Origin of the sequence: Streptomyces lucensis JCM 4490 (assembly GCF_014650035.1) — a bacterium.
In the GTDB taxonomy this organism is placed as follows: Bacteria; Actinomycetota; Actinomycetes; order Streptomycetales; family Streptomycetaceae; genus Streptomyces; species Streptomyces lucensis.
Window position 1 is genome coordinate 603,020 of sequence record NZ_BMUE01000002.1, and the last position, 23,087, is coordinate 626,106.

19 protein-coding genes are annotated in these 23,087 nt (G+C 72.1%); 6 read left to right on the top strand and 13 right to left on the bottom strand.

Going from position 1 to position 23,087, the window contains the following annotated elements; all coding sequences use genetic code 11:
* Positions 1-126: 126 nt before the first annotated feature.
* The 3 genes from IE177_RS06840 to IE177_RS06850 form a co-directional block, all read right to left on the bottom strand.
* On the bottom strand, positions 127-1,350 hold the full coding sequence (locus IE177_RS06840; protein WP_190013831.1) for an MAB_1171c family putative transporter: 1,224 nt from the start codon (positions 1,348-1,350) through the stop codon (positions 127-129).
* Entirely contained in the window at positions 1,350-1,952 is a 603-nt protein-coding gene (locus IE177_RS06845; protein WP_190013832.1) for a toxin-antitoxin system, toxin component family protein, read from the bottom strand. Before IE177_RS06845 ends, IE177_RS06840 begins: the two co-directional genes overlap by 1 nt.
* A gap of 120 nt (positions 1,953-2,072) precedes the next feature.
* Positions 2,073-5,027 (bottom strand): glycoside hydrolase family 35 protein, encoded by a 2,955-nt coding sequence (locus tag IE177_RS06850; RefSeq protein ID WP_190013833.1) that lies wholly within the window; start codon positions 5,025-5,027, stop codon positions 2,073-2,075.
* A gap of 75 nt (positions 5,028-5,102) precedes the next feature.
* Between IE177_RS06850 and IE177_RS06855 the strand changes: the two genes are divergently transcribed.
* Positions 5,103-5,561: an RrF2 family transcriptional regulator gene (locus tag IE177_RS06855; protein ID WP_190013834.1), complete on the top strand. Its 459-nt coding sequence runs from the start codon at positions 5,103-5,105 to the stop codon at positions 5,559-5,561.
* A 198-nt stretch (positions 5,562-5,759) separates the two neighbouring features.
* Positions 5,760-6,410, top strand: coding sequence for a DUF4360 domain-containing protein (locus tag IE177_RS06860; RefSeq protein ID WP_190013835.1), 651 nt, complete (start codon positions 5,760-5,762; stop codon positions 6,408-6,410).
* A 42-nt stretch (positions 6,411-6,452) separates the two neighbouring features.
* On the opposite strand, the gene IE177_RS06865 is transcribed toward IE177_RS06860, so the two are convergent.
* The 8 genes from IE177_RS06865 to IE177_RS06900 all read right to left on the bottom strand — a co-directional run bounded on the left by IE177_RS06865 (position 6,453) and on the right by IE177_RS06900 (position 16,817).
* A complete protein-coding gene (locus tag IE177_RS06865) occupies positions 6,453-8,198 on the bottom strand; it encodes a pyridoxal phosphate-dependent aminotransferase (RefSeq protein ID WP_190013836.1) in 1,746 nt (581 codons plus the stop codon).
* A gap of 121 nt (positions 8,199-8,319) precedes the next feature.
* Complete coding sequence (locus tag IE177_RS06870) at positions 8,320-9,468, bottom strand: aldose epimerase family protein (RefSeq protein WP_190013837.1); 1,149 nt, start codon at positions 9,466-9,468, stop codon at positions 8,320-8,322.
* 57 nt (positions 9,469-9,525) lie between these two features.
* Entirely contained in the window at positions 9,526-10,764 is a 1,239-nt protein-coding gene (gene mmsB / locus IE177_RS06875; protein WP_190013838.1) for a multiple monosaccharide ABC transporter permease, read from the bottom strand.
* Positions 10,761-12,320, bottom strand: coding sequence for a multiple monosaccharide ABC transporter ATP-binding protein (gene mmsA / locus IE177_RS06880; RefSeq protein WP_190013839.1), 1,560 nt, complete (start codon positions 12,318-12,320; stop codon positions 10,761-10,763). Before mmsA ends, mmsB begins: the two co-directional genes overlap by 4 nt.
* Positions 12,321-12,355: 35 nt before the next feature.
* Entirely contained in the window at positions 12,356-13,465 is a 1,110-nt protein-coding gene (gene chvE / locus IE177_RS06885; RefSeq protein WP_190013840.1) for a multiple monosaccharide ABC transporter substrate-binding protein, read from the bottom strand.
* Between the two features lie 76 nt (positions 13,466-13,541).
* Positions 13,542-14,519, bottom strand: a complete 978-nt coding sequence (locus tag IE177_RS06890; RefSeq protein ID WP_190013841.1) for a hypothetical protein — start codon at positions 14,517-14,519, stop codon at positions 13,542-13,544.
* Between the two features lie 139 nt (positions 14,520-14,658).
* Positions 14,659-15,663, bottom strand: a complete 1,005-nt coding sequence (locus IE177_RS06895) for a zinc-dependent alcohol dehydrogenase (protein WP_190013842.1) — start codon at positions 15,661-15,663, stop codon at positions 14,659-14,661.
* Positions 15,660-16,817 (bottom strand): mandelate racemase/muconate lactonizing enzyme family protein, encoded by a 1,158-nt coding sequence (locus IE177_RS06900; protein ID WP_190013843.1) that lies wholly within the window; start codon positions 16,815-16,817, stop codon positions 15,660-15,662. The genes IE177_RS06895 and IE177_RS06900 overlap by 4 nt, the downstream gene beginning before the upstream one ends.
* A gap of 201 nt (positions 16,818-17,018) precedes the next feature.
* Here IE177_RS06900 and IE177_RS06905 point away from each other — a divergent pair, with 201 nt between their 5' ends.
* Together IE177_RS06905 and IE177_RS06910 are read left to right on the top strand one after the other, a co-directional pair.
* Entirely contained in the window at positions 17,019-18,008 is a 990-nt protein-coding gene (locus tag IE177_RS06905) for an SCO2400 family protein (protein ID WP_190013844.1), read from the top strand.
* A 190-nt stretch (positions 18,009-18,198) separates the two neighbouring features.
* Positions 18,199-19,359: a serine hydrolase domain-containing protein gene (locus IE177_RS06910; RefSeq protein ID WP_190013845.1), complete on the top strand. Its 1,161-nt coding sequence runs from the start codon at positions 18,199-18,201 to the stop codon at positions 19,357-19,359.
* Between the two features lie 91 nt (positions 19,360-19,450).
* Here IE177_RS06910 and IE177_RS06915 read toward each other — a convergent pair whose 3' ends face one another.
* Positions 19,451-20,473 (bottom strand): NADP-dependent oxidoreductase, encoded by a 1,023-nt coding sequence (locus IE177_RS06915; RefSeq protein ID WP_190013846.1) that lies wholly within the window; start codon positions 20,471-20,473, stop codon positions 19,451-19,453.
* Between the two features lie 98 nt (positions 20,474-20,571).
* On the opposite strand from IE177_RS06915, the gene IE177_RS06920 reads away from it, so the two are divergent.
* Positions 20,572-21,009: a MarR family winged helix-turn-helix transcriptional regulator gene (locus IE177_RS06920; protein WP_190013847.1), complete on the top strand. Its 438-nt coding sequence runs from the start codon at positions 20,572-20,574 to the stop codon at positions 21,007-21,009.
* A gap of 213 nt (positions 21,010-21,222) precedes the next feature.
* On the top strand, positions 21,223-22,023 hold the full coding sequence (locus IE177_RS06925) for an EI24 domain-containing protein (RefSeq protein WP_190013848.1): 801 nt from the start codon (positions 21,223-21,225) through the stop codon (positions 22,021-22,023).
* A gap of 83 nt (positions 22,024-22,106) precedes the next feature.
* Here IE177_RS06925 and IE177_RS06930 read toward each other — a convergent pair whose 3' ends face one another.
* Positions 22,107-23,084, bottom strand: coding sequence for an aldose epimerase family protein (locus IE177_RS06930; RefSeq protein ID WP_190013849.1), 978 nt, complete (start codon positions 23,082-23,084; stop codon positions 22,107-22,109).
* Between the last annotated feature and the right edge of the window lie 3 nt (positions 23,085-23,087).

A 23,087-nucleotide genomic window follows, 5' to 3' on the forward strand; every position in this document is an offset into this window, starting at 1 on the left:
CGTTGCTCAGGGGCGCGGGGAACTGCGCGACCGGCCCCCACGGGCCTGCGGGCGAGTGACCGGCGTTGCTCAGGGGCGCGGGGAACTGCGCGACCGGCCCCCACCGGCCCGCGGGTGAGTGGCCGGTTAGACCACCCCCGCGGTGCTGTCCGCCTTCGCCTCCGCGCGGGCGCGAACGCCGGCGACCGTCCCGGGATGGCGCAGGGCGCGGGAGATCGGCCCGATCTCCCGGAGGAGCCCGGCCGCGTCGGCCGCCGGCACGCCCGCCCGGGCGACGGCGGCGGCCCGGTTCTCGACCGCGTCCAGGACGCCCACCGCCCCCGCCAGCGCCCGCGCCCACTCGGGCGGATGCCCCACCGCGAGCGCGGCGTCGTAGGCGCGCCGCCCGAGATCCGGGTCGACGTGCCGGGCCAGCGGCAGCAGCGCGTCCCGGATGAACGTCTCGCGCCGGGTCAGCCGCAGCTCGGGCGTCGCCCGGAGCGCGAACGGGACGCCTTCGCCGCTCGCGTTCCGCATCAGCCGGTACAGCGGCCCCAGTTCGCGGTGGGCGAGCCGGATCCGCCAGCGGTCGCGCAGGTACTGGCCGGCGTGCGGGAGGATGAAGCCGGCCGCCACCAGGATGGCGGCCAGCGAGGCGACCGGCGGGGCGAGATTCGTGCTCAGCCAGTCCAGGTCCCGCCCGCACCAGCGCGCGAGGACGGCGGTCAGCTTGGCCGCGTTGAAGAGCAGGTTCAGCGCCTCCCCGGCGCCGAGCAGCCGCAGCCCCCAGCGCAGCCAGGCGTCCAGGCCGTCGGTGCGGATCCAGTTCAGGATGAGCCGTGAGGTGATCAGGCCGGCCACCCCGTGGGCGGCGAGGTAGAGCAGGATCTCCTCGCGCATGAACGGGGTCGCGGCGTAGTAGGTGTCGAGGTCCCGGACGCGTTCCACGGGCGCGTCGGCCAGCAGGAACAGCACCCACAGCGCGGCGATCACCATGCAGTACACCGAGGCCACCCGCCGCAGCGCCCGCCGGGTGGCCGCGGAGCGGCCGGACGGGCCGGCGCGCCAGGTGATGATCAGCAGCAGGCAGGACCCGGACATCGCGGTGATGAGCGAGTAGCACCAGGGCGCCGCGATGTTGGGCACGCCCGTCAGCCGGTTGGTCCGGGCGATCGTGGACGGCGAGCAGAACACGAAGACCGCGCAGCAGAGCAGCAGCAGCCCGCCGAGGGCGCGCAGTTGCGGGTCCCGCCACAGCCGGATGATCGTGGGCAGTTTGATCACCAGGGCGACGGTGAGCAGCGCGGCGGGCACCCAGAAGGAGATGTAGAACCGGTCGAGGAGCGCGGACGGGTCGAGGGCCAGTCGCATCACCGCGCGGCTCCTCCCCGCCCCCGGTAGCCGAGGGCGCGTTGCACGGCGCCGGGCTGGGCGTCGCCGGTGCCGGTCACCTGGGCACGGAACAGGGTGGCCAGGCGGTGCCCGAAGTCGTCGGCCTCCGCCTCGTCGGCCTCGCGGGAGCCGTTGCGGGCGGCCACGGTGAGCGCCATGTCCCGCCAGCCGGGTGCCTCGGCGAGCGCGCGGGCCGCCGCGGACCCGGCCAGGTGGTGATGCCGGTGTCCGGCGTGCAGATGCCACAACTCATGGCCGAGGATGACCAGTTGCTGAACCTCCTCGGCCCGTTCCTCCACGATGACCAGGTCGAAGTCGGCGAACTCCACCCAGAGTCCGGTGACCTCTATCTCGTCGGGGAACCGCTCGAAGCGCAGTTCGACCGGCCGGCCGCCGCGCAGCGCGGACATCTCCTCGCACAGCGCCCTGCTCAACTCCCGTACACCAGACGGTCGTTCAGGACGGGCTTGGACGGCGGCGGCGAGGTCGCCGGCCAGGGAGCGCATCGCCGATCCGGGGCGGGGGCGCCGCAGCCGCGCGGACAGGCGTGCCGCCCGGTCCCGCGCGTCCCCGAAGCCCATCGGTCTCCCTTCCCCGCCGCCCGTGTGCGGCGGTCCGAGCGTACGCGCCGGGACGGGTGCGCGTCAGGGGATACGGCGACGGAGGGGTGACCGCACGGGCCGCCGCCCCGGAGGGGGCGGTCAGACCGGTGTGACCGGTACACCGCCGCTAGCCCTGCCGAGCAGCGTCAGGCGTACCGCCCCAGGGCCCGACAGCGTCGTGAACTCCGAAAGGACCGCCAGCGCGAGCGTGTTGGCGCCCCGTGTGCGCAGGATGCCGTTCGGCAGCACGAAGGTGTGCTGCGGCCCCACGTTGTTGATGTACTGGCCCAGGTTCCAGCCGTTGAGGAAGATCTGGGCGCGGTAGGCGCGGTACGGGTCGTCCTCCAGGGTCAGCCCCACCGAGGCGTCGACGTCGGCCGGCACCGACAGCCGGAAGGCGGTCCGGTACCAGGTGACGCCCTGGCGCCGGTCGGCGCGCGGGAAGGACGCCTCCTCCCAGTCGTGGTCCCGGAAGCCGGGCAGGTGCCAGCCCTGCCGCTCCCCGTACAGGCCGCCGTTGTTCATCGGCCCGCGTACGGGGTCGGGAGCGCCCTCGCCCTGGATGCGCCACGTCACCTTCGGGGCCGCCCCCCTGAAGGCGGCGGCCGTCAGACCGCGTGCCGCCTTGTGGGTGTCGAGCGCCTTGCCGTCCTGGTCGTGCTGCATGCGCCGGACGAGCACCGACAGCACGTGCCGGCCGGGGGAGCGCAGCCGCTCGCGCACCGGGAGGACGGCCGTGTCCGTCCAGGTGCCCTTGCGTACGGTGGTGGTCTTGTCCGGCACGGGCATCCGGTGCGTGCCGAGCGGTTCACCGTCGAGCCACGCCATCAGCATCCCCTGCGTGCCGGTGCTGTAGGCGAGCGAGATCTCCTCCAGGCCACGGGAGTCGGTGAAGGCGCCCCGGTACCAGACGTCGCCGTAGTGGAAGCCGTAGTCGTCGGCGAAGAGCACCGGCTGCCCGTCCGGCACCGGCGTCGTGCTGAACGAGGACGTCCTGCCGGCCACCTGCCACGACGAGTCGTCGAAGTTGGGCCCCGCCTCCGGGTTCTCCGTCCGCGTCCGCCAGCCGCTCAGCTCGGGCAGCACCACCTCGGGGACCTCGGGCAGCAGGTCGGTGGTCATGAGGCTGCCGGAGAGGGTCACCCGGGTGTGCAGGGCGCGTCCGTTCCACACCAGCGTGTCGAGCCCGCGCGGGGCCCACACCTCCAGGCTCGTCGCGTCGGTGACGTCACCGGTCAGGTGGATCTCGGAGCCCCGCAGCTCGACGTGGCGCAGCAGCTTGGGCCCGTACACCAGCAGGGTGCCGGAGGGCGTGTCGTACGGGAACAGGCGGACCGAGGTGGCGTCGTCGGCGAAGAGCAGCACCAGCGGGGTGTCGCTCCCGCCCTTCTCCACCAGTACGCGGGTCAGCCCGCCCTTGCCGAGCGGCGCGTTCACGTGCAGGTCGCGGCCGTCGAAGCCCCAGCCGGCCTCCGGGTCCAGCCGCTGGACGGCGGGCTCGGCCGGACAGCTCAGCACCAGCTCGGCCATGTCGTCGGGCCGCCCGGCGAACAGGGCGATGTCCGTGCGGCCCGCCGTCAGGCAGAACACCGGCTGGGCGGTGCAGTACTTCAGGGTCCGCCCGCCCAGCGACAGCCCGGTGGCCAGCAGCTTGGCGTCCTTGCCGGGCACGGTGATCCGCAGGTCGCCGGCGTCGGTCGGCAGGTCGGTGGTGACGGCGTCCGTGCCGTCGTTGCGGGCGACGTACACGTGGGCGCCGGTGTCCGGGTTGGCCAGGTGGTAGACCTTCAGCCCCTTGGCCTTCACCTCGGCCGCCCGGTCCAGCTTGGCGAAGTCGGGCACCCGCTGGAGCAGATGCCCGAGCTGGTGCATCGGCGCGATCTTGTCGGTGACGTTCCGGGCCTCGTCGATGGCGGCGCCGTAGTCGTACGACGTGTAGACGACCGGCGCGGGCAGCCAGCCCCACGACGTCCCGCCGAAGGTCATGTACACGTTGTGCAGGGTGAGACCGTTGGCGAGGTTCGTCAGGTGGAAGCGGCGTTCGTAGGCGGCGTCCCGGGTGCGCCGCGACTCGGCGTACCCCTTGCCGTCGAAGTAGGCCCCGCCCCACGGGTCGAACCAGCCGCCCCCGAACTCGGGCACGAACCCGGGCGTGGACGGCGAGGCGGTGGCCCCGCCCGTCGTCCCGCCGGACCCGAAGCGCCCCCAGTCGGGCGGCGTCCGGTACGGCGACGGGTACCCGTCGAACCCGTACAGCCAGCCGCCCCGCTCGCCGCCGGTGTCGAACGAGCCGGGTGTCCAGTGGCCGTTGCGCCCCTTGTCGTTGTGGAACAGCGGGACGTCGATCCCGTCCGCCCGCACCTTCTTGTACAGGTGGGACATGTAGGCGCGGCCGGTGGCCTCGGTGACGTGGGAGTCGTACTCGTTCTCGATCTGGTACAGCAGCACCGTGCCGGTGCCCTGCGTGAACAGGTGCCTGCGCGCGATCCGGTCGACCTGGGTCAGCCACTCGTCCACGTGCGACAGGTACGCCGGGTCGTCGGTGCGCGCCGTGCCCTTCGTCGCCGTGAGCCAGCCGGGGAAGCCGCCGCCGTCGACCTCGGCGTTGATGTACGGGCCGGGCCGCAGGATGACGTACAGGCCGGTCTCGGCGGCCGTGCGCAGGAACAGGTCCAGATCCCGGACGCCGGTGAAGTCGTACCGGCCCGGCGCGGGGGAGTGGTAGTTCCAGGCCACGTAGATGCTGACGGTGTTGTAGCCGTGGGCGCGCATCTTCTGCAGCACGTCCCGCCACAGGGACGGGCTCGGCAGCCGGAAGGGGTGCAGCTCACCGGACCACACGGCCAGCCGCCTGCCGTCGACGAGCAGGGAGTAGCGGTCGTACCCGACGATGTGCCGTCGGCCGTCCGCGCTCGGCGGCGCGGGCGCCGGGCCGGTCGGCACACTGCGCGCCGCGTACGCCGAGGGCGCCCCGGGGCCGCCGCTGCCGCCCAGGGCGAGTCCGAGCGCGGCCGAGCCGGCCAGGGCACTGAAGGTACGTCTGCTGAGCGCCAAGGTGGATCCTCCCGGGCGATCTTACGGGGCGCGGGTCCGGCCATTCTCCACGCGCGGACGCCTCACAATGGACCCATGAGGATCTCGGCACGGGCGGATTACGCGGTACGGGCGGTACTGGAGCTGGCCGTACGGCAGGGTAACGGCCCGGTGAAGGCGGAGGAAATCGCCGCCGTACAGGACATCCCCCACAAGTTCCTCGAAGGGATCCTGGGGGACCTGCGACGCGCGGAAGTCGTCGAGAGCCGGCGCGGCGGGGGCGGCGGATACCGGCTGGCCAGGGACGCGGCGGCGATCACGGTCGCGGACGTGATCCGCGCGGTCGACGGCCCGATCGTCTCGGTGCGCGGCGAACGCCCGACCGGACTCGCCTACACCGGCCGGGCCCAGCCCCTGCTGCCCCTGTGGATCGCCCTGCGCGCCAATGTGCGCCGGATCCTGGAGGGCGTCACCTTCGCCGACCTCGCGGCGGACGCGCTGCCCGAGCCGGTCCAGGCGCTCGCGGCGGAACCGGCGGCCTGGGAGAACCCGTGAGGGCGCCGCGTCGGACGTGAAAACCCTGATGTGAATGGCCGGAGTTGACGCTCCCGGGGCCGGGCGGGGGTTCCTACGCTACCCACGCCTCCCCTCCTTGTTCACAGACGGCACACAGTTTCTCCGGACCTCGGCGGTGCGCACGTCCGGCGGGCGGGAGGGGCGGGTCCACCCCCCACCCGACAACCTGGAGAAACCATGGCAGGCGGACTCCTTCTGAGCGGCGCCGTAGCCGCTCTTCTCACCACCGCGCTACCCGCCCAGGCCTCGTCCCCCGTGGTCGACAACCCGCCGCCGGACAAGATCGTCATCGACGTGGCGACGGTGAACGGCTCGGGCTGCCCGGCGGGCACGGCCGCCGTGGCCGTGTCGCCGGACAACACGGCCTTCACGGTGACGTACAGCAGCTACCTCGCCCAGGCGGGCGGCAACTCCGATCCCACGGCCTTCCGCAAGAACTGCCAGCTCAACCTGGTGGTCCATGTGCCCCAGGGCTTCACCTACGCCGTCGCCAGCGCGGACTACCGGGGCTTCCTCTCGCTGCAGCCGGGCGCGACCGCCACGCAGAAGGCGTCGTACTACTTCCAGGGCTCGTCGAGCACCGTGCCGAGGACCCACCCCTTCAGTGGTGCCTACAACGACGACTGGCAGGCCACCGACAGCACCGACTGGGCCCAGCTGGTCTGGGCGCCCTGCGGAGCCCTGCGCAACTTCAACATCAACACCGAGCTGCGGGTGAACGCGGGCAGCGCGAACCCGGGCAAGGTCAGCTTCATGACGATGGACTCGACGGACGGGGACATCAGCACGGTGTACCACCTGGCGTGGAAGGAGTGCCCGCACCAGTAGCCCGCTCGCCCCGGGCCCGTGCCGGTCCCCGGGCCCGGTCCGCTAACCCGTCTGTCCCATACCCGCCGCGTTCGGCCAGCTCTGGGCGTTGGGCCAGCCCGTCGCCGGAGCCGGGGCCAGGCCCGTCGGGGGTGCCGGGGTGGCCGGGGCCGTCATGCCGCGCACCTGGGCCGCGGTGAGGCCGCCGCGGGCCGGGACGCCGGGCGGGGTCGGCGCGACCGCCGCCGGGGGCACCGGCGTCGGCACGGGGGCCGGTACAGGTGTGGGCACGGGCGCGGGCACCGGCGCAGGGACAGGGGCCGGTACAGGTGTGGGCGCGGGCACCGGCGCGGACGCCGGGAGCTGGGCCGCGGCGGCCGGCGCCATCGGCTGCTGGAACGGCGCCGGTGCGGGCGTCTGCACCGGCGCCGGCATCTGCACCGGCGCCGGCATCTGCACCGGCGCGGGGGCGGAAGCGGGCGCCGGCTGGGCTGCCGCCGGCATCGGCATGCCGCCGCCGGTCGGCGCTGCGGCGGTGGGGAGCGGCATGCCGGTGCCGACGGCCGGGGAAGGGGCGGCGGCAGCCGCGGCAAGCCGCATGCCTGCCCCGTTGGTCTCGCTGACCAGCCGGTCCACGGCCGCCGTACCCGAGCTGTAGCTGGTCCCGGTGCCCAGCTCGGGTACGGCGGCTCCCCTCCTGGACCCGTAGAGCACCTGCTCCAGGCCGGACACCAGGCGACGCACGTCGACCTGGGGGCGCACCACGAGTCTCAGGAAGCGGCTGGACGAACCGATCTTGTTGCCGCACTCACGGACCAGGATCCGGTGCTCGGTGAGCATCCGGTCCCGCACCACCGTGCCCTCCGCGCCGACGGGAAGGCGCACGAACAGGAAGTTGCCCTGTGAGGGGTAGACGGTGAGGCCGGGAAGTGCGGAGAGATGGCTGGCCATCTCCAGGCGGTCGCGGCGCACCTGCTGGAGGCTCTGCGCGTACTCCGCCCCGTGTTCCTTCAGCATGAACACCACGTGCTCGGCGAAGGAGTTGAGGTTCCACTTGGGCAGCATCGAGCGGATCCTGCCGGCCAGCGCCGGGTTGGCGACCAGGTAGCCGAAGCGTATGCCGTGCAGCCCGAAGTTCTTGCCGAGGCTGCGCAGGACGACCACGTTGGGGCGCAGCATCGCCTCCTGGACGACGCTCGGCTCGGCCTCGGCGTCGGCGAACTCCAGGAAGGACTCGTCGACCACCACCAGGTCCAGGTCCGCCATCGCGTCCATGAACTGCACCACCTGCTGCTTGCGCAGATAGCCGCCGTCGGGGTTGTTCGGGTTGCAGATCACCGCGACCCGGGTGCCCCGGGCCCGGATGAACTCGGCGTACTGGGCCAGGTCCAGGGCGAAGCCGTTCGCCTCCTGGAGCGGGAACATGTCGACCCGCTTGCCGGTCTCCATCGGCTGGTCGGTCCAGCGGCCGAAGGTGGGCACCGGGACGGCCAGCGAGTCGCGGACGAGGAGGTGGTCGATCCAGGTGATCAGCTCCGTCGACCCGTTGCCCATCGCCACGCACTGCGGGGGGAGCCGGAGCAGACTGCACAGCTCCGCGGTGATGGTGTCGGCGCCGCTCGGGTAGTAGGTGATGATCTCGCGCAGCCGGACCGCCATGTCCTCGAACATGGCGGGGGTGGGGAAGTAGGGGTTGCACGGGATGCAGAAGTCCACCGGGCCCGACCCGTCGCTCTCCCGCGCCAGCGCCGCCATCGAAGGGCTGTGCGCGGCGGTGTTGCGGAACAACGAGGTGACGTTGTCAGGCAAGGGAACCTCCGTCGAAAGGCGGCCCGTGCGGGGGAGCACGGGCCGCCCCTGAATACGGAGGGGACGGCAGTGGCGTTCAACTCACGTGCCGTGTGAGCCGCTTCACGCCACCCGTGTCACGTCACGCCCCGAAGGTGTGCAGCGTCGTGGACCGGTACGTCTGCCCCGGCCGGAGCACGGTCGACGGGAAGCCGGCCTGGTTCGGCGAGTCCGGGAAGTGCTGCGTCTCCAGGCACAGCGCGTCGCCCTGACGGTAGGTGCGGCCGCCGGTGCCGGTGAGCGTCCCGTCGAGGAAGTTGCCGGAGTAGAACTGCAGCCCCGGCTGGTCGGTGGCGATCCTCAGGGTGCGGCCGGAGCGCGGGTCGCGCAGGGTCGCGACGTGCTCGGGCCGGGCCGTGACGCCCTTGTCCAGCACCCAGTTGTGGTCGTAGCCCTTGGCCGGCACCTGCTGCTCGTGGCCGGCCCGCAGGTCCCGGCCGACGGGCTTGGCGCGGCGGAAGTCGAACGGCGTGCCCGCGACCCCCGCCAGCTCACCGGTCGGGATCAGACCCGCGTCGGTGGGGGTGTACCGGGCGGCGGCGATCGTGAGTTCGTGGTCCTCGATCGTGCCGCTGCCCTCGCCGGCCAGGTTCCAGTAGACGTGGCTGGTGAGGTTGACGACGGTCGCCCGGTCGGTGGTGGCCTCGTAGTCGATGCGCCATTCGCCGCGCCGGGTGAGCGTGTACGTCACCCTGGTCCGGAGCGTGCCCGGGTAGCCCATCTCGCCGTCGAGGCTGGTGCGGTGCAGGTGCAGGCCGACGTCGGCGCCCCTGGTGAACGGCTCGACGTCCCACACGCGCTTGTCGAACCCCTGGGCGCCGCCGTGCAGGCTGTTCTCGCCGTCGTTGACGGACAGCTGGTACGACGTGCCGTCGAGGGTGAACCGGCCCTTGCCGATGCGGTTGCCGTAGCGGCCGATCAGGGCGCCGAAGTACGGGCTGCCCGCCACGTAGTCGCCGATGTCGCCGAAGCCCAGGGACACGTTGGCGTACCGGCCGTGCCGGTCCGGGACCTCCAGGCGCTGCACGACGCCGCCGTACGACAGCACCTTCATCCGGGTGCCGCCGTTCTCCAGCGACCAGCGGTACACCTTGGTGCCGTCCGCGAGTCTGCCGAAGGGTTCCCGCACCGGCTTGTGGCCCGGGGCCGCCTGCGCGGTGCCCCCGAGGGTGGTGGCGGCGATGCCCGCCGCCGCTGCTCCGGCGATGACCGTACGTCTGTTCAGTTCCATCTGCGGCTCCTGCGCGTAGGAGGGGCCCCGCCGGTCATGCGGCGGGACCCGGCTGACTTACGAACCGGACTTGCGCTTGTTCCACACGTCGAACCCGACCGCCACCAGCAGGGCCAGGCCCTTGATGACCTGCTGCCAGTCGGTGCCGACGCTCAGGAGGTTCATGCCGTTGTTCAGCACGCCGAGGACGAGACCGCCGATGATGGCGCCGAGGACGGTGCCGACACCGCCGCTCATGGAGGCGCCGCCGATGAACGACGAGGCGATCGCTTCGAGTTCGAAGTTGACGCCCGCCTTCGGCGAGGCCGCGTTCAGCCGGGCGGCGACCACCAGACCCGCCAGGGCCGCGAGCACGCCCATGTTCAGGAAGACGAGGAAGGTGACCTTCTTGTCCTTCACGCCGGACAGCTTGGCCGCCGGCAGGTTGCCGCCGATCGCGTAGATGTGCCGGCCGAAGACGGCGTTGCGCATCACGTAGCCGTAGCCGACGACCAGCGCGCCGAGGATGATCAGCACGATCGGGGCGCCCTTGTAGCTGGCGAGCAGCAGGGTGAGGACGAGGATCGCGGCGGCCAGGGCCGTCAGCTTGAGCAGGAAGAACCGGGTCGGCACGACGTCCAGGGAGAACTCCTGCTGGCGGCGGCGGTCCCGGAGCTCCTGCCACACCACGGCCGCGATCAGGACGAGCCCGAGCAGCAGCGTGAGGTTGTGGTAGTCGGTGTCCGGGCCGGTCTCGGGCAGGAAGCCGTTGCCGAGCTTCTGCAGGCCGTCGGGGAACGGCCCGAGGGTCTGGCCCTCGAGCAGGATCTCCGTCAGGCCGCGGAAGAGCAGCATCCCGGCGAGCGTGACGATGAAGGACGGTATGCCGAGATACGCGATCAGGAAGCCCTGGACCGAGCCGGCCACGGCGCCCACCAGCAGGCACAGCACCAGCGCGACGGGCCAGGACGCCCCGTGCTGCACGGTCAGTACGGCCGCGAAGGCGCCGACGAACGCCGTGAGCGAGCCGACCGACAGGTCGATGTGCCCGGCGATGATGACCAGCATCATGCCGATCGCCAGGATCAGGATGTAGCTGTTCTGCAGCACCAGGTTGGAGACGTTGCGCGGGAGCAGCAGGTCCCCGTCGGTCCAGATCGCGAACAGGACCACGATCAGGCCGAGCGCGATCAGCATGCCGTACTGGCGCATGTTGCGGCGCAGGCCGTCGAGCACCGCCTGGAGCAGGCCCTGGGCCGGTCCGCTCCGGCCCGGCGGAGCCGGTGCCGGGGTCTTGGCGGTCACATCCGTGCTCATGGCGTTACCTCTTCGTCCCTCGTGTCCTTCGTCATACGGCGCATCAGCACTTCCTGCGTGGCCTCGGCCCGCGGCACCTCACCCGTCAGCCGCCCGGCGGCCATCGTGTAGATGCGGTCGCACATGCCGAGCAGTTCGGGCAGCTCGGAGGAGATGAAGACGACCGCCTTGCCCTGGGCGGCGAGCTGGTCGATGACCGTGTAGATCTCGTACTTGGCGCCGACGTCGATGCCGCGGGTCGGCTCGTCGAGGATCAGCACGTCGGGACCGGCGAAGATCCACTTGCTCAGGACGACCTTCTGCTGGTTGCCGCCCGACAGCTTGCCCACCGGCTCGAACACGGTCGGCGCCTTGATGTTCATGGACTTCCGGAAGCCCTCGGCGACCTGCCGTTCCTCGTGCTCGTCCACCACACCCCGCTTGGCGACCTTGTCCAGCGCGGTCAGCGAGACGTTCCGGTTGACGGTGTCGATGAGGTTGAGGCCGTAGTGCTTGCGGTCCTCGGTGACGTAGGCGATGCCGTGCCGGACCGCCTCCGCGACCGTCCTCGTCCGGATCTCCGCGCCGTCCTTGAGGACCGTGCCGGCCGCGTACCGGCCGTAGGAGCGGCCGAAGACGCTCATCGCGAGTTCGGTGCGGCCGGCGCCCATCAGGCCCGCGATGCCGACGATCTCCCCCCGGCGTACGTGCAGCGACACGTCGTCGACGACCCTGCGCTGCTGGTCGACGGGGTGGTGCACGGTCCAGCCGCGGATCTCCAAGGCCGGTGCCGCGCCCTCCTCCGGGTGGTGCGGGGTGCGTTCGGGGAACCGGTGGTCGAGGTCGCGGCCGACCATGCCGGCGATGATCCGCTCCTCGGTGGTCTCCGGCGCCTTCACGTCCAGGGTCTCGATGGACCGGCCGTCCCGGATGATCGTCACCGAGTCGGCGACCTTGCGGATCTCGTTGAGCTTGTGGGAGATGATGATCGAGGTGATGCCCTGGTCCTTCAGCTCCAGGATCAGGTCGAGGAGCTTGCCGCTGTCCTCGTCGTTCAGGGCCGCCGTCGGCTCGTCCAGGATCAGCAGCCTCACCTGCTTGGACAGTGCCTTGGCGATCTCCACCAGCTGCTGCTTGCCCACGCCGATGTCGGCGACGCGGGTCTCGGGGTGGTCGTGCAGACCGACGCGGCGCAGCAGCTCGGTGGCGTGGCGCAGGGTCTCGCGCCAGTCGATGAGGCCGCGGGTGGCGTGCTCGTTGCCGAGGAAGAGGTTCTCCGCGATGGACAGGTGCGGCACCAGGGCCAGTTCCTGGTGGATGATGACGATGCCGCGCTGCTCGCTCGCGCGGATGTCCCTGAACCGGCAGACCTCCCCCTCGAAGAGGATGTCCCCCTCGTAGCCGCCGTGCGGGTGGACGCCGGAGAGCACCTTCATCAGGGTGGACTTGCCGGCGCCGTTCTCCCCGCAGATGGCGTGGACCTCGCCGCGCCGGACGGTCAGGGTGACGTCCGACAGCGCCCTGACACCGGGAAAGGTCTTGACGATCGAGCGCATTTCCAGGACGGGTCCCGCCATGGTCGTGCCTTCCAATCCGTAGGGAACAGGGCGGGTTACTTCAGCTCGGACTCGGTGTAGTAGCCGCCGTCGACCAGGACCTTGCGGTAGTTGGACTTGTCGACGCTGACCGGCTGGAGCAGGTAGGCGGGCACGACCTTGCTGCCGTTGTCGTAGGTCTTGCTGTCGTTGACCTGCGGCTTCTTGCCCTTCAGGACGTCGTCGACCATGGTGGCCGCGACCTTGGCGAGCTGCCGGGTGTCCTTGTAGACGGTCTGCGTCTGCTGGCCGGAGATGATCGACTTCACCGAGGCCAGCTCGGCGTCCTGGCCGGTGACGACGGGCAGCGCCTTGCCGCCGGAGCCGTAGCCGTCCGACTTCAGGGCGGACAGGATGCCGATGGAGATGCCGTCGTAGGGCGAGAGGACCGCGTCGACCCGGCCGCTCTTGTACGACGAGGTGAGGATGTCCTCCATGCGCTTCTGCGCGGTGGTGCCGTCCCAGCGCAGGGTGACGACCTGGGTGAGCCCGGTCTGCCCGGACCTGACGACCAGCTGCTTCCTGTCGATGTACGGCTGCAGCACGCTCATCGCGCCGCCGAAGAAGTACTTGGTGTTGTTGTCGTCGTTGGAGCCGGCGAACAGCTCGATGTTGAACGGGCCCTTCTTGCCGCTGTCCAGGCCGAGCTTGTGCACGATGTACGAGCCCTGCAGCCTGCCGACCTTCTCGTTGTCGAACGAGGCGTAGTAGTCGACGTTCTCGGTGCCGAGGATCAGCCGGTCGTAGGCGATGACCGGGATGCCCGCGTCCGCCGCCTCCTGCAGGACGTTCTTCAGCGACTTGTTGTCGATCGCCGCGACGACCAGGCCCTTCACGCCCTGCGTGATGAGGTTCTCGATCTGCGAGACCTGGGTCTCCGGGTTGTCCTCGCCGTAGACCAGCTTGGTCTTGTAGCCCTTGGCCTGGAGGTTCTTCTCGACGTTCCTGCCGTCGGCGATCCAGCGTTCGGAGGACTTGGTCGGCATGGCGATGCCGATCGCGCCGCCCTTGCCGTCGCCGCCCTTGTCCTTGCTGCCGCCCTCGCTGTTCTGGCCGCAGGCGGTGAGGGCGAGGGCGAGCGAGGCGGCTACGGCTGTCGCCGCGAGTGCGCTGCTACGAGTGCGCATGGTGATCGGTCCCTGTTCTTCTCGGCGTTGAGATGGTGAGCGAGGTCTGTCGGGGCGCCCGGAGGGGGCACGGGCTTCACCCCGCGGAGCGCTCCGCGGGGAAGCGGTGGAGCGTCCCCGGCAGCCGGGAGCCGAGCGGCGCCATGCCGCCGTCCGCGCCGTGCCGGGCGAGCAGGTCCAGGGCGAGCCGGCCGCGCCGGACCCGCTCCCGGGCGGTGTCCAGGGTCACGTCCCGCAGGTGGGCGCCCCACGGGTAGATGCCGGGAGCCCTGGACAGGCCGAACTTCAGGTAGAGCGGTGCGCCGCGCCGGATCAGCTCGGCGACCTCGTACATCCGCACGTAGCCGCCGAGGTCGTCGGGGGCCTCGATGTACATGTCCATGGGGGCGCCGGACGCCCGGCGGATCTCGGTGAGGTGAGCCAGCGTCAGGTCGCTGGGCACGTTGATCGAGTCGGCGCCCAGCCGTTCGTAGACGGCGTACGACGTCGGGTTGACGGGGCCGATCAGCGCCGAGACCTTCAGCGTGGTGTCGGCCGGGACGATGCCTGCCTCGCGGGCCCGGTGCAGGGTCCACAGCACGCCCTCGTCGGCGACCAGCAGGCACTTGACGCCCAGTTCGGTGGCCCGGACGGCGTCTTCGAGGCAGCCGGCGACGGCGTCGTGGCCCCGGGCGCGCAGTCCGGCCCCCCGCGAGTCGGACCGCACCGAGCCGCCGATGTCCCAGGTGCCGCGCGGGCCGGTGAACAGGCAGAGTTCGATGCCGCGTTCGGCGGTGGCCTCGACCATCTCGGTGATCTCGGCGTCGGTGAGCATCCACACGCCGCTGCCCTGGCTGATCCGGTGGATCGGCACGTCCAGGCGCGAGGCCTCCTTGAGCACGGCCGCCAGCGCCTCCGGCCCCTCGCAGGAGGGGATCTCGGTGCGCCAGCGGCCACCGCCCGGGAAGCTGTGGGCGGAGGCGTCGGCGGGGTCGAGGGCGGGCGCGCCGAGGCCGAGAGCGGCGAGCACCTGCTCGCCGGGCCTGCGGGCTGCCGGAGCGGAAGCGTCGGTCACAAGCAGTCCTTCGTGTTCGGTATTTCGGACAAGGTTCGCAGCTCGGGGCGCGGGGAGGCCCTGGCGGAGCCGCGGAAAAAACGGCCCCGGGGGTACGCCGGCCAGGGTGCCGTCAGGTCACGCCCCGGCCGGCGTACCGTCAGGGGCGGAGCAGCACCTTGCCCACCTCGGGATCGCCGGCCCCGACCAGGTCGATGGCGCGCGCGAACTCGGTCAGCGGCAGTTCGTGCGTGACCAGCGGCAGCGGGTCCAGCAGCCCGGCGCCGAACACCCGCACGGTGTGCGCCCAGGCGTCCGGCGGCGCCCCGAAGACGGTGTGCACCTCCAGCTGCCGTACGACGAGGTCGGTCGGGTCGAGCCCGTCCGCGCCCGGCGCCGGGATGCCGGTCAGCACCAGCCGTCCGCCGCGCCGCAGCAGTGAGGCGGCGGTCCGCGCGGCGGACGCGGACCCGGCGGTCTCGATGACCACGTCGAAGTCACCGGGCAGTTCCTGGTCCCGGAGCCGGAAGCCGGTGGCCCCGAACCGGCGGGACAGCGCCTCCCGGTCGCCCCGGGTGCCCACCACCAGCAGTTCCGCCGGCGAGTGGGCCCTCAGGAACTGCACGGCGAACATCCCCAGCGTGCCCGTGCCGACCACCGCGACCCGCTCGCCCGGCCGGGCGCCCGCCTTGAGCGCGGCGGCCGCCACGCAGGCGGCCGGCTCCAGCAGCACGGCGGCGGTGAGGTCGGCGTCGTCCGGCAGGACGTGCAGCAGCCGGGCGGGCAGGGTCAGCGTGGCGGCCATGGCGCCCGGCCTGGTGAAGCCGGTCTCCTCGTAGCCGGCCGTGCACAGCGTGGTCTCGCCCGCGTGGCAGCGGTCGCAGACCTGGCAGTTGCGGAAGCCCTCGCCGACCGTCCTGCGGCCGACGAGCGACGCGGGAACCCCCGGGCCCACGGCGCGCACGGTGCCGGACCACTCGTGTCCGGGCGTGAGCGGGTACCGCACATACCCCTCGGGCCGGTTGCCCTGGTACACCTCGCGGTCGCTGCCGCAGATGCCGGCCGCGTGCACGGCGACCAGCGCCTCGCCCGGGCCGGGCTCGCGGGGCGTGTGGGCCTCGACCCGGTGCACGCCCGGCGCCTCGACCACGATCTGGGAGCTCACCGGGTCCCCCTCGGCCTGCGCTGCTCCCAGCCCTCGGCCCACAGGTCGAACCGGGCCTGCTGCTGGGGGAACTCGGCCGCCGCGTCGACGTCCAGCTCGACCCCGAGCCCCGGCGCGTCCGACAGGTGGAAGTACCCGTCGACGACCTGCGGAGCACCCTTGACCACCTTCTTGATCTCCGCGTCCGCGAAGTCGTTGAAGTGCTCCAGGATCTTGAAGTTCGGTGCGGTGAAGCCGACCTGGAGGGAGGCGGCGGTCAGCACGGGACCGCCCACGTTGTGCGGGGCGACCAGCATGTAGTGGGTCTCGGCGGTGGCGGCGAGCTTCCGCGTCTCCCAGATGCCTCCGATGTGGCCCACGTCGGGCTGGATGATGTCCACGGCCTGGCTCTCGAACAGCTCGCGGAACTCGATGCGGTCGTGGATGCGCTCGCCGGTGGCGACCGGGACGTCGACCTTGGCCGCCACCTTCTCCAGTGCCTTGAGGTTCTCCGGCGGCACCGGCTCCTCCAGCCACGCCGGCCGGAACGGCGCCAGTTCCCTCGCCAGCCGGACGGCGGTGGCGGGGGAGAAGCGTCCGTGCATCTCCAGCATCAGCTCGGCCTCGGGCCCGATGGCGTCGCGAACCGCCTCGATGAGCGAGACGGCGTACCGGGTCTGCTCGTGGTCGAGTTCGAGGTGCCCGGTGCCGAAGGGGTCGATCTTGAGCGCCCGGTACCCGCGCTCCATCACCTCCCGGGCGGCCTTGTGATAGGCCTCCGGGGTCCGCTCGGTCGTGTACCAGCCGTTGGCGTACGCCTTGACCCGGTCCGTCACCTTGCCGCCGAGCAGCTGCCAGACCGGCACGCCCAGCGCCTTGCCCTTGATGTCCCAGCACGCCATCTCGACGACCGCGATGCCGGACATGACGATCTCGCCGGCCCGGCCGTAGTCGCCGTACTTCATCCGGCGCACCAGATCCTCGACGGCGAAGGGGTCCGATCCGAGGATGTGGTTGGTCTCGGCCTCCCGCAGGTAGCCGAGGAGCGCGTCGGTGTGACCGAGCATCCGGGTCTCGCCGACGCCCGTGAGCCCCTCGTCGGTGTGCACCAGGACGTAGGTCAGGTTGCGCCACGGCGTGCCGACCACGTGCGTGCTGATTCCGGTGATGCGCACGGCAGTTGCCTCTCAGCTGTTCGAGATTTCGTCACACGTTCGAAATGTTGGCGTGACAGTAAGGATGCGGCGGCAGGGGTGTCAATGGGTCCGACAGATATCGGTTTCGGCGAGCCTTTCGATACTTCTTTCGCTCCCGCACCAAACCTTCACAGGCGTGCCTAGGAACGAGACCGGCGCGGACTCTAGTCTTCCGGCGTCATGGACTTCTGCCACCCGTGCCAACGGCACCTCAACGGCGCCCTGGCCTGCCCGGGGTGCGGCACGCCGGCCCAGCGGGCGACCGCACCCGCGCACGTGCCGGCCGCGTACGCGCAGGCGTACGCCGGTGCGGGTGAGGCGTACGGCCAGGTTCCGGCCGGGGGGTACGACGAGCATGTCGCTTCCGGGGCGGTCCCGCGGGGATACGGCATACCCCGGCAGTACGAGCCTGAGGGGCCGGAGCGGCTGGAGCACCCCCAGGACCCGGAAGGCGCGGAAGGCTCCCGGTACGCGCGGTACTCGCGGGACGCGGACGAATCAGGCGAACTGGACGGACCGGACGGTACCGAGGAGCCGGAGCCCGAGCCGGACGGCGCGGCCGGAGCCGGCGGGCGGGCCGCCCGGCGCAGGGCGCGCGGCGCCACCACCGTGGGCCCCGCCGAGACGGACTCCAGCCGGCGTGACCGCAAGGCCGCCGCGCACCGTCGCCGACGTCGCCGCACCGTGCTGGTCGCCGCCGGCTTCGTGCTGGCCGCGGGCGGACTCAGCCTCGCCGAGCTGGGCACGGACGCACCCTTCCTGCCCTTCTCCGGCGACGCGCCGGCCACGTCCTCGGACACCTCGGCGGACGGCGGCGCCTCCTCCCCGGCTCCGGACGGCACGGCCGGCCCGGCCGCCGGCGTCTCCGGCACCGTACCCGGCACCCCGGCCTCCCCGGGCGCCTCGGCCTCCGCGTCCGCCTCGAAGTCCCCCAAGGACAAGGACAAGGGCAAGGACAAGGACAAGGACAAGGGCCCGGCGTCCCCGTCCGCCGAGGCCACCGGCAAGGCGCAGCAGTCGTCGACGACGGGCTCCGGTGCCACCGCCACCGCCGCTCCGCCCGCGACCGGCCCCGCCGCCACCCCGACGGCGGCGCCGACGACCGCCGATCCCACGCCGACGCCCTCACCCACCAGGACCTGCGACCGCTTCCTGTGGTGGTGCACCTGAGCCGCGGCGCCGCAGGCGCGCTGCGTACCACCCCTGCCATCCGCCATCCGGGGCATCGGTGACACCCGCCGGGCCCCCGGGCGGTTGAGTCGAACGGGTACATCTCGCCGTACCGATCTCGGGAACGCCCCGAACGGGAACGGGTGCTGTGAGGGGGAGCAGCGAGCACCGGCTCAGTTGAGGAGAACGGATGACGCAGGAGACCACCGTCCACGGCGCGGTCGCCGAGGGCTACGAGGCGGTGCGCGAGGAGTTCGGCGCCTTCGTCGCCGAGGAACGGGACGACTACGAGGGTCAGTTGTGTGCGTACGTCCGCGGGCGGTGCGTCGTGGACCTGTGGGCGGGTGAGGGCGTGGCGGGTGACTCGCTGTACGCCGTGCACTCGGCCACCAAGGGCGCGGCCCATCTGGTCGCCGCGCTGCTCGTGCAGGACGGCACCCTGGAGCTGGACCGCAGAGTCACCTACTACTGGCCCGAGTTCGCGGCGGAGGGCAAGGGCGCGCTGACCCTGCGGGACCTCCTCGCGCACCGCGCGGGGCTGATCGGCACCGACAGCGGTTTCACCCTCACGGAGCTGGCCGACGACCGGGTCCTGGCGGAACGCCTGGCCGACCAGCGCCCCTTCTGGCGGCCGGGCACGGCGTTCGGCTACCACGCCCTGGTCATCGGCGCGCTGACCGGCGAGGTGGTCCGGCGTGCGGCGGGCCGCACCGTCCAGGAGCTGTTCGAGGAGCGCGTCCGCGCCCCCTACGGCCTCGACCTGCACCTCGGTCTGCCTGCCGCGCGGGAGCCGCGCTACCGGAGCGTCCTGCCGATGCTGCCGACCCCGCAGCAGCAGGCCCTCCTCGACGGGCGGGAGTCCGGCCCGCACACCCTTGAGGCCGTCGCCTTCAACCGGCACGGCGCGGAGCCCACCGGTCTGGAGGACCTGCCGAACCAGCGGCTGATCCGCGCCAAGGGCCCGGCCTCGGTGGGCGGGGTCGGCTCGGCGCGCGGCCTCGCGGGGATGTACGCGGCGGCGGTCAGCGAGGTCGACGGCAAGGCGCCGCTGCTGAAGGAGGACACGGTCGCGGAGTTCGGGCAGATCCACTCCGCCGGCTACGACCTGGTGGCCCGGGCCCACCAGGCCTTCGGCCTCGGCTTCCAGGCGACCGCCGACACCTGGCACCCCTTCCTGGGCGCCGGCACGATCGGCCACAGCGGCGCGAACGGCGTCCAGTCCTTCGCCGACCCCCGCGCCGGCCTGGCCTACGGCTACACCCGCCGCCGTCTCGCGTTCCCGGGCGGGGCCGCCCCGGAGAACAACAGGCTGGTGGCGGCCGTGCACCGGGCGGCACTGCGGGACGGGTGAGGGTCCGTCCCGGACGGCGGCAGCCGCACCCCACGTCCAGGGATGCGGCTGCCGTCCTGCGCAACGACCGGACCGGACCGGCGTCACGGGGTCAGAGCTTGACGATCATCTTGCCGGTGTTGTCGCCGCGCAGGACCCCGAGGAACGCCTCCAGGTTGTTCTCGATGCCCTCGACCACCGTCTCGCGGTACTTCAGCGCGCCGGAGGCGACCCAGGGGCCGACCTCCTGGACGAACTGGGGCTGCAGGTCGTAGTGGTCGCCGACCAGGAAGCCCTCGATGCGGCCGCGGGTCTGGATCAGCCGGGCGAGGTTCCGCGGGCCGGGAGCCGGTTCGGTGTCGTTGTAGACGGAGATCATGCCGCAGACGGCGATCCGGCCGCCCTGGTTGAGCGATCCGATGGCGGCCTCCAGGTGGTCGCCGCCGACGTTGTCGAAGTACACGTCGATCCCGTCGGGGGCGGCCTCCCGCAGCTGCTCGTGCACCGGCCCGTTCTTGTAGTTGAAGGCCGCGTCGAAGCCGTACTCCTCCACCAGCAGCCTGACCTTCTCGTCCGAGCCGGCCGAGCCGATGACCCGCGAGGCACCCTTGAGCCTGGCGATCTGCCCGACCTGGCTGCCCACGGCCCCCGCGGCGCCGGAGACGAAGACGCTGTCGCCCTCCTTGAAGGAGGCGGTGCGCAGCAGACCGGCGTAGGCGGTCAGGCCGGTCATGCCGAGCACGCCGAGGTACGCCGACAGCGGCGCGGCCCCGGGGTCGACCTTGACGGCGTTGCGCGCGTCCACGGCCGCGTACTCGCGCCAGCCGGAGAAGTGCAGCACGTGGTCGCCCACCGAGACGCCCTCGGCGTTCGAGGCGACGACCTCTCCGACCGCGCCGCCCTGCATGGCCTTGCCCAGCTCGTAGGGGGCGGCGTACGACTTCGCGGCGCTCATGCGGCCGCGCATGTACGGGTCGACGGAGACGTACGCGTTGCGCACCAGCACCTGCCCCTCGCCCGGGGTCGGGACCGGCGTCTCGACCAGGGCGAAGTCCTCGGGCTTCGGCCAGCCGACCGGGCGGCTGAGCAGGTGCCACTCGCGGCTGACGGCGGGGAGTTCGGGGGACTCGGGCATGGTGAGCGACCTTCCTGGGGAGCAGAATACTTCAGTACCTGAAACAACCCTGCATCTGAATATTTCAGGATGTCAAGTAACTGGGTATCCTGGTGAGCATGTCCACCCCATCGAATGCCCGCCGCGCCGACGCCGTCACGATGGAGGTCGTCGAGCTGATCGGTGACGTCGTGGCCCGCTTCTACGCGGACTACGAGAAGGCGGCGGGCGAGCACACGCTGACCGGCCCGCAGGCCCGGCTGCTCAGCCTGCTCTCCCTGGAGCCGCTGCCCATGCGCAAGCTGGCCCAGCGGCTCAAGTGCGAGCCGTCGAACGTGACGGGCATCGTGGACCGCCTGGAGTCCCGCGGCCTCGTGGAGCGCCGGCCCGACCCGGCCGACCGCCGGGTGAAGGTGGCCGCCGCCACCGAGGAGGGCCGGCAGGTCGCCCGGGACCTGCGCGAAGGCCTGCACTTCGCCCGTGAGCCCCTCGCCGGCCTGTCCGACGACGAGCGCCGCTCCCTGCGCGACCTGCTGCGCCGGATGCTCGACGCCTAGGGCCTTTCGTTCGGATCATGCCGGGCTCGCGGGCCCTGGTGCCGTGCCTCGCCGCGTTGTCGTCGGTTGCCATGGCTCCGCCATGCCGCCCTCCTCCGCCTTGCGAGGCGCGGCACCAGGCCCCGCTCCCTGATCCGGCCTGATCCGAACGGAAGACCCTGGGCCGGGCCCGCCCGCCACCGGCGCGCCGGGGCCTTGGGTAAAGTCTGCGCCATGCGCGATCTCGGGGTGGGGTTCGGTTATCTGCTGAAGGGCCAGCGATGGGTGGCCCGGCACGGCCGCAGGTACGGCTTCGCCCTCCTGCCCGGCCTGATCACGCTGGTCCTCTATGCGGCGGCGCTGGTCGCCCTCGCCGTGTGGGGCGAGGACGCGGTCGCCTGGGCGACGCCGTTCGCCGACGACTGGTCCGGCCCCTGGCAAGGGCTGTTCCGCGGCTTCCTGACGGCCGTGCTCTTCGCCCTCGGGCTGCTGCTGGCCGTGCTCACCTTCACCGCCGTCACCCTGCTCGTCGGCCAGCCCTTCTACGAGAGCCTCTCGGAGGAGGTCGACGCCGACGTCTCGCCCGACGGCACGGCCCCGCAGTCCGGCCTCCCGCTCTGGCGTGAGCTGTGGATCTCGGCCCGCGACAGCCTGCGCATCCTGGTGCGGGCCCTGCTGTGGGGCGTGCTGCTCTTCGCCCTCGGCTTCCTGCCGTTCGTCGGCCAGACGGCCGTACCCGTGATCGGGTTCTTCGTCACCGGTTTCTTCCTCACGGAGGAACTCGCCGCGGTCGCCCTGCAGCGACGGGGCGTCGGACTGCGCGCCCGGCTCACCCTGCTGCGTTCCCGCAGGACCCTGGTCTGGGGCTTCGGCACACCCCTGGGCCTGGCCTTCCTGGTCCCGTTCGTCGCGGTTTTCCTGATGCCGGGCGCGGTCGCGGGCGCCACACTCCTCGCCCGCGACCTGCTGGGCGAGGAGAACGCCGGCGAGGACTCCGAAGCCGAGGCTCCGCCCGCCCACCGGCCGGTCCCCTGAGGGCACCCGGCGCCGCCGGCACCGACAGGACACCGTTGCCCGGTGCCGAGCCCGCGTGTCACCAACGTCCCGGGACAGCACACCTAGCGCACCGAGAAGGCGTATACCGTCTCGGAGCGGAAGACCTCGCCGGGGCGCAGCACGGTGCTGGGGAAGTCCGGGCGGTTGGGCGAGTCGGGGAAGTGCTGGGTCTCCAGGGCGATGCCGTCGCCGGGCGCGAAGGGGGCCGACAGGTGGTCGGCCGTGTAGAGCTGGAGGCCCGGCTCGGTCGTCGCCACGGTCAGGGTCCGCCCGGAGGCGGGGTCGTGCAGCTCGGCGACCTCCTGCGCGGCCTCGGTGACCCCCTTGTCCAGCACGAAGTTGTGGTCGTAGCCCGAGCCGACCTTGCGGGCCCGGCGGAAGTCGAAGCGGGAGCCGGACACGTCCTGCGGCGCGCCGGCCGGGATCAGGTTCGCGTCGACCGGGGTGAACCGGGAGGCGGCCAGCCGCAGTTCGTGCCCGCCGGCGCTGCCCGCGTCGTGCCCGGCCAGGTTGAAGTAGCTGTGGTTGGTGACGTTGATCACCGTCGGCGCGTCCGTCACCGCCTCGTAGGCGATGTGCAGCGCGCCGGAGGCGTCCAGCGTGTACGCCGCCGACATCTCCAGCCGGCCGGGGAAACCCTCCTCGCCGTGCTCGCTCACCCGGCTCAGCCGGACACCGTGCGGGAGGGGCCGAGAGTCCCACACCCGCTTGTCGAAGCCGCCGTCGCCGCCGTGCAGCGAGTTGGGCCCGTCGTTCGGCTCCAGGGCGTACACCAGGCCGTCCAGCGGGAAGCGGGCGCCGCCGATCCGGTTGGCGTAGCGGCCGATCAGCGCGCCGAAGTACGGCCCGGGGTGCGCGAGATAGCCGTCCAGGCCGGCGAACCCCAGCACCACGTTGGCCGTACGCCCCGCCCGGTCCGGAACCTCCACCGACCGCACGATCCCCCCGTACGTCAGCACCTCCACCCGGGTCCCGGCGCGCTCCAGCGTCCAGCGGTGCACCACGGAGCCGTCGGAAAGTGTGCCGAAAAGTTCGCTCATGGG

Excerpts from the sequence above, each read along its gene's own strand:
- IE177_RS06840 (WP_190013831.1), bottom strand. The coding sequence starts at position 1,350 with ATGCGACTGGCCCTCGACCCGTCCGCGCTCCTCGACCGGTTCTACATC.
- IE177_RS06845 (WP_190013832.1), bottom strand. The coding sequence starts at position 1,952 with ATGGGCTTCGGGGACGCGCGGGACCGGGCGGCACGCCTGTCCGCGCGG.
- IE177_RS06855 (WP_190013834.1), top strand. The coding sequence starts at position 5,103 with ATGAGGATCTCGGCACGGGCGGATTACGCGGTACGGGCGGTACTGGAG.
- IE177_RS06860 (WP_190013835.1), top strand. The coding sequence starts at position 5,760 with ATGGCAGGCGGACTCCTTCTGAGCGGCGCCGTAGCCGCTCTTCTCACC.
- IE177_RS06870 (WP_190013837.1), bottom strand. The coding sequence starts at position 9,468 with ATGGAACTGAACAGACGTACGGTCATCGCCGGAGCAGCGGCGGCGGGC.
- mmsB (WP_190013838.1), bottom strand. The coding sequence starts at position 10,764 with ATGAGCACGGATGTGACCGCCAAGACCCCGGCACCGGCTCCGCCGGGC.
- mmsA (WP_190013839.1), bottom strand. The coding sequence starts at position 12,320 with ATGGCGGGACCCGTCCTGGAAATGCGCTCGATCGTCAAGACCTTTCCC.
- chvE (WP_190013840.1), bottom strand. The coding sequence starts at position 13,465 with ATGCGCACTCGTAGCAGCGCACTCGCGGCGACAGCCGTAGCCGCCTCG.
- IE177_RS06905 (WP_190013844.1), top strand. The coding sequence starts at position 17,019 with ATGGACTTCTGCCACCCGTGCCAACGGCACCTCAACGGCGCCCTGGCC.
- IE177_RS06910 (WP_190013845.1), top strand. The coding sequence starts at position 18,199 with ATGACGCAGGAGACCACCGTCCACGGCGCGGTCGCCGAGGGCTACGAG.
- IE177_RS06915 (WP_190013846.1), bottom strand. The coding sequence starts at position 20,473 with ATGCCCGAGTCCCCCGAACTCCCCGCCGTCAGCCGCGAGTGGCACCTG.
- IE177_RS06920 (WP_190013847.1), top strand. The coding sequence starts at position 20,572 with ATGTCCACCCCATCGAATGCCCGCCGCGCCGACGCCGTCACGATGGAG.
- IE177_RS06925 (WP_190013848.1), top strand. The coding sequence starts at position 21,223 with ATGCGCGATCTCGGGGTGGGGTTCGGTTATCTGCTGAAGGGCCAGCGA.
- IE177_RS06930 (WP_190013849.1), bottom strand. The coding sequence starts at position 23,084 with ATGAGCGAACTTTTCGGCACACTTTCCGACGGCTCCGTGGTGCACCGC.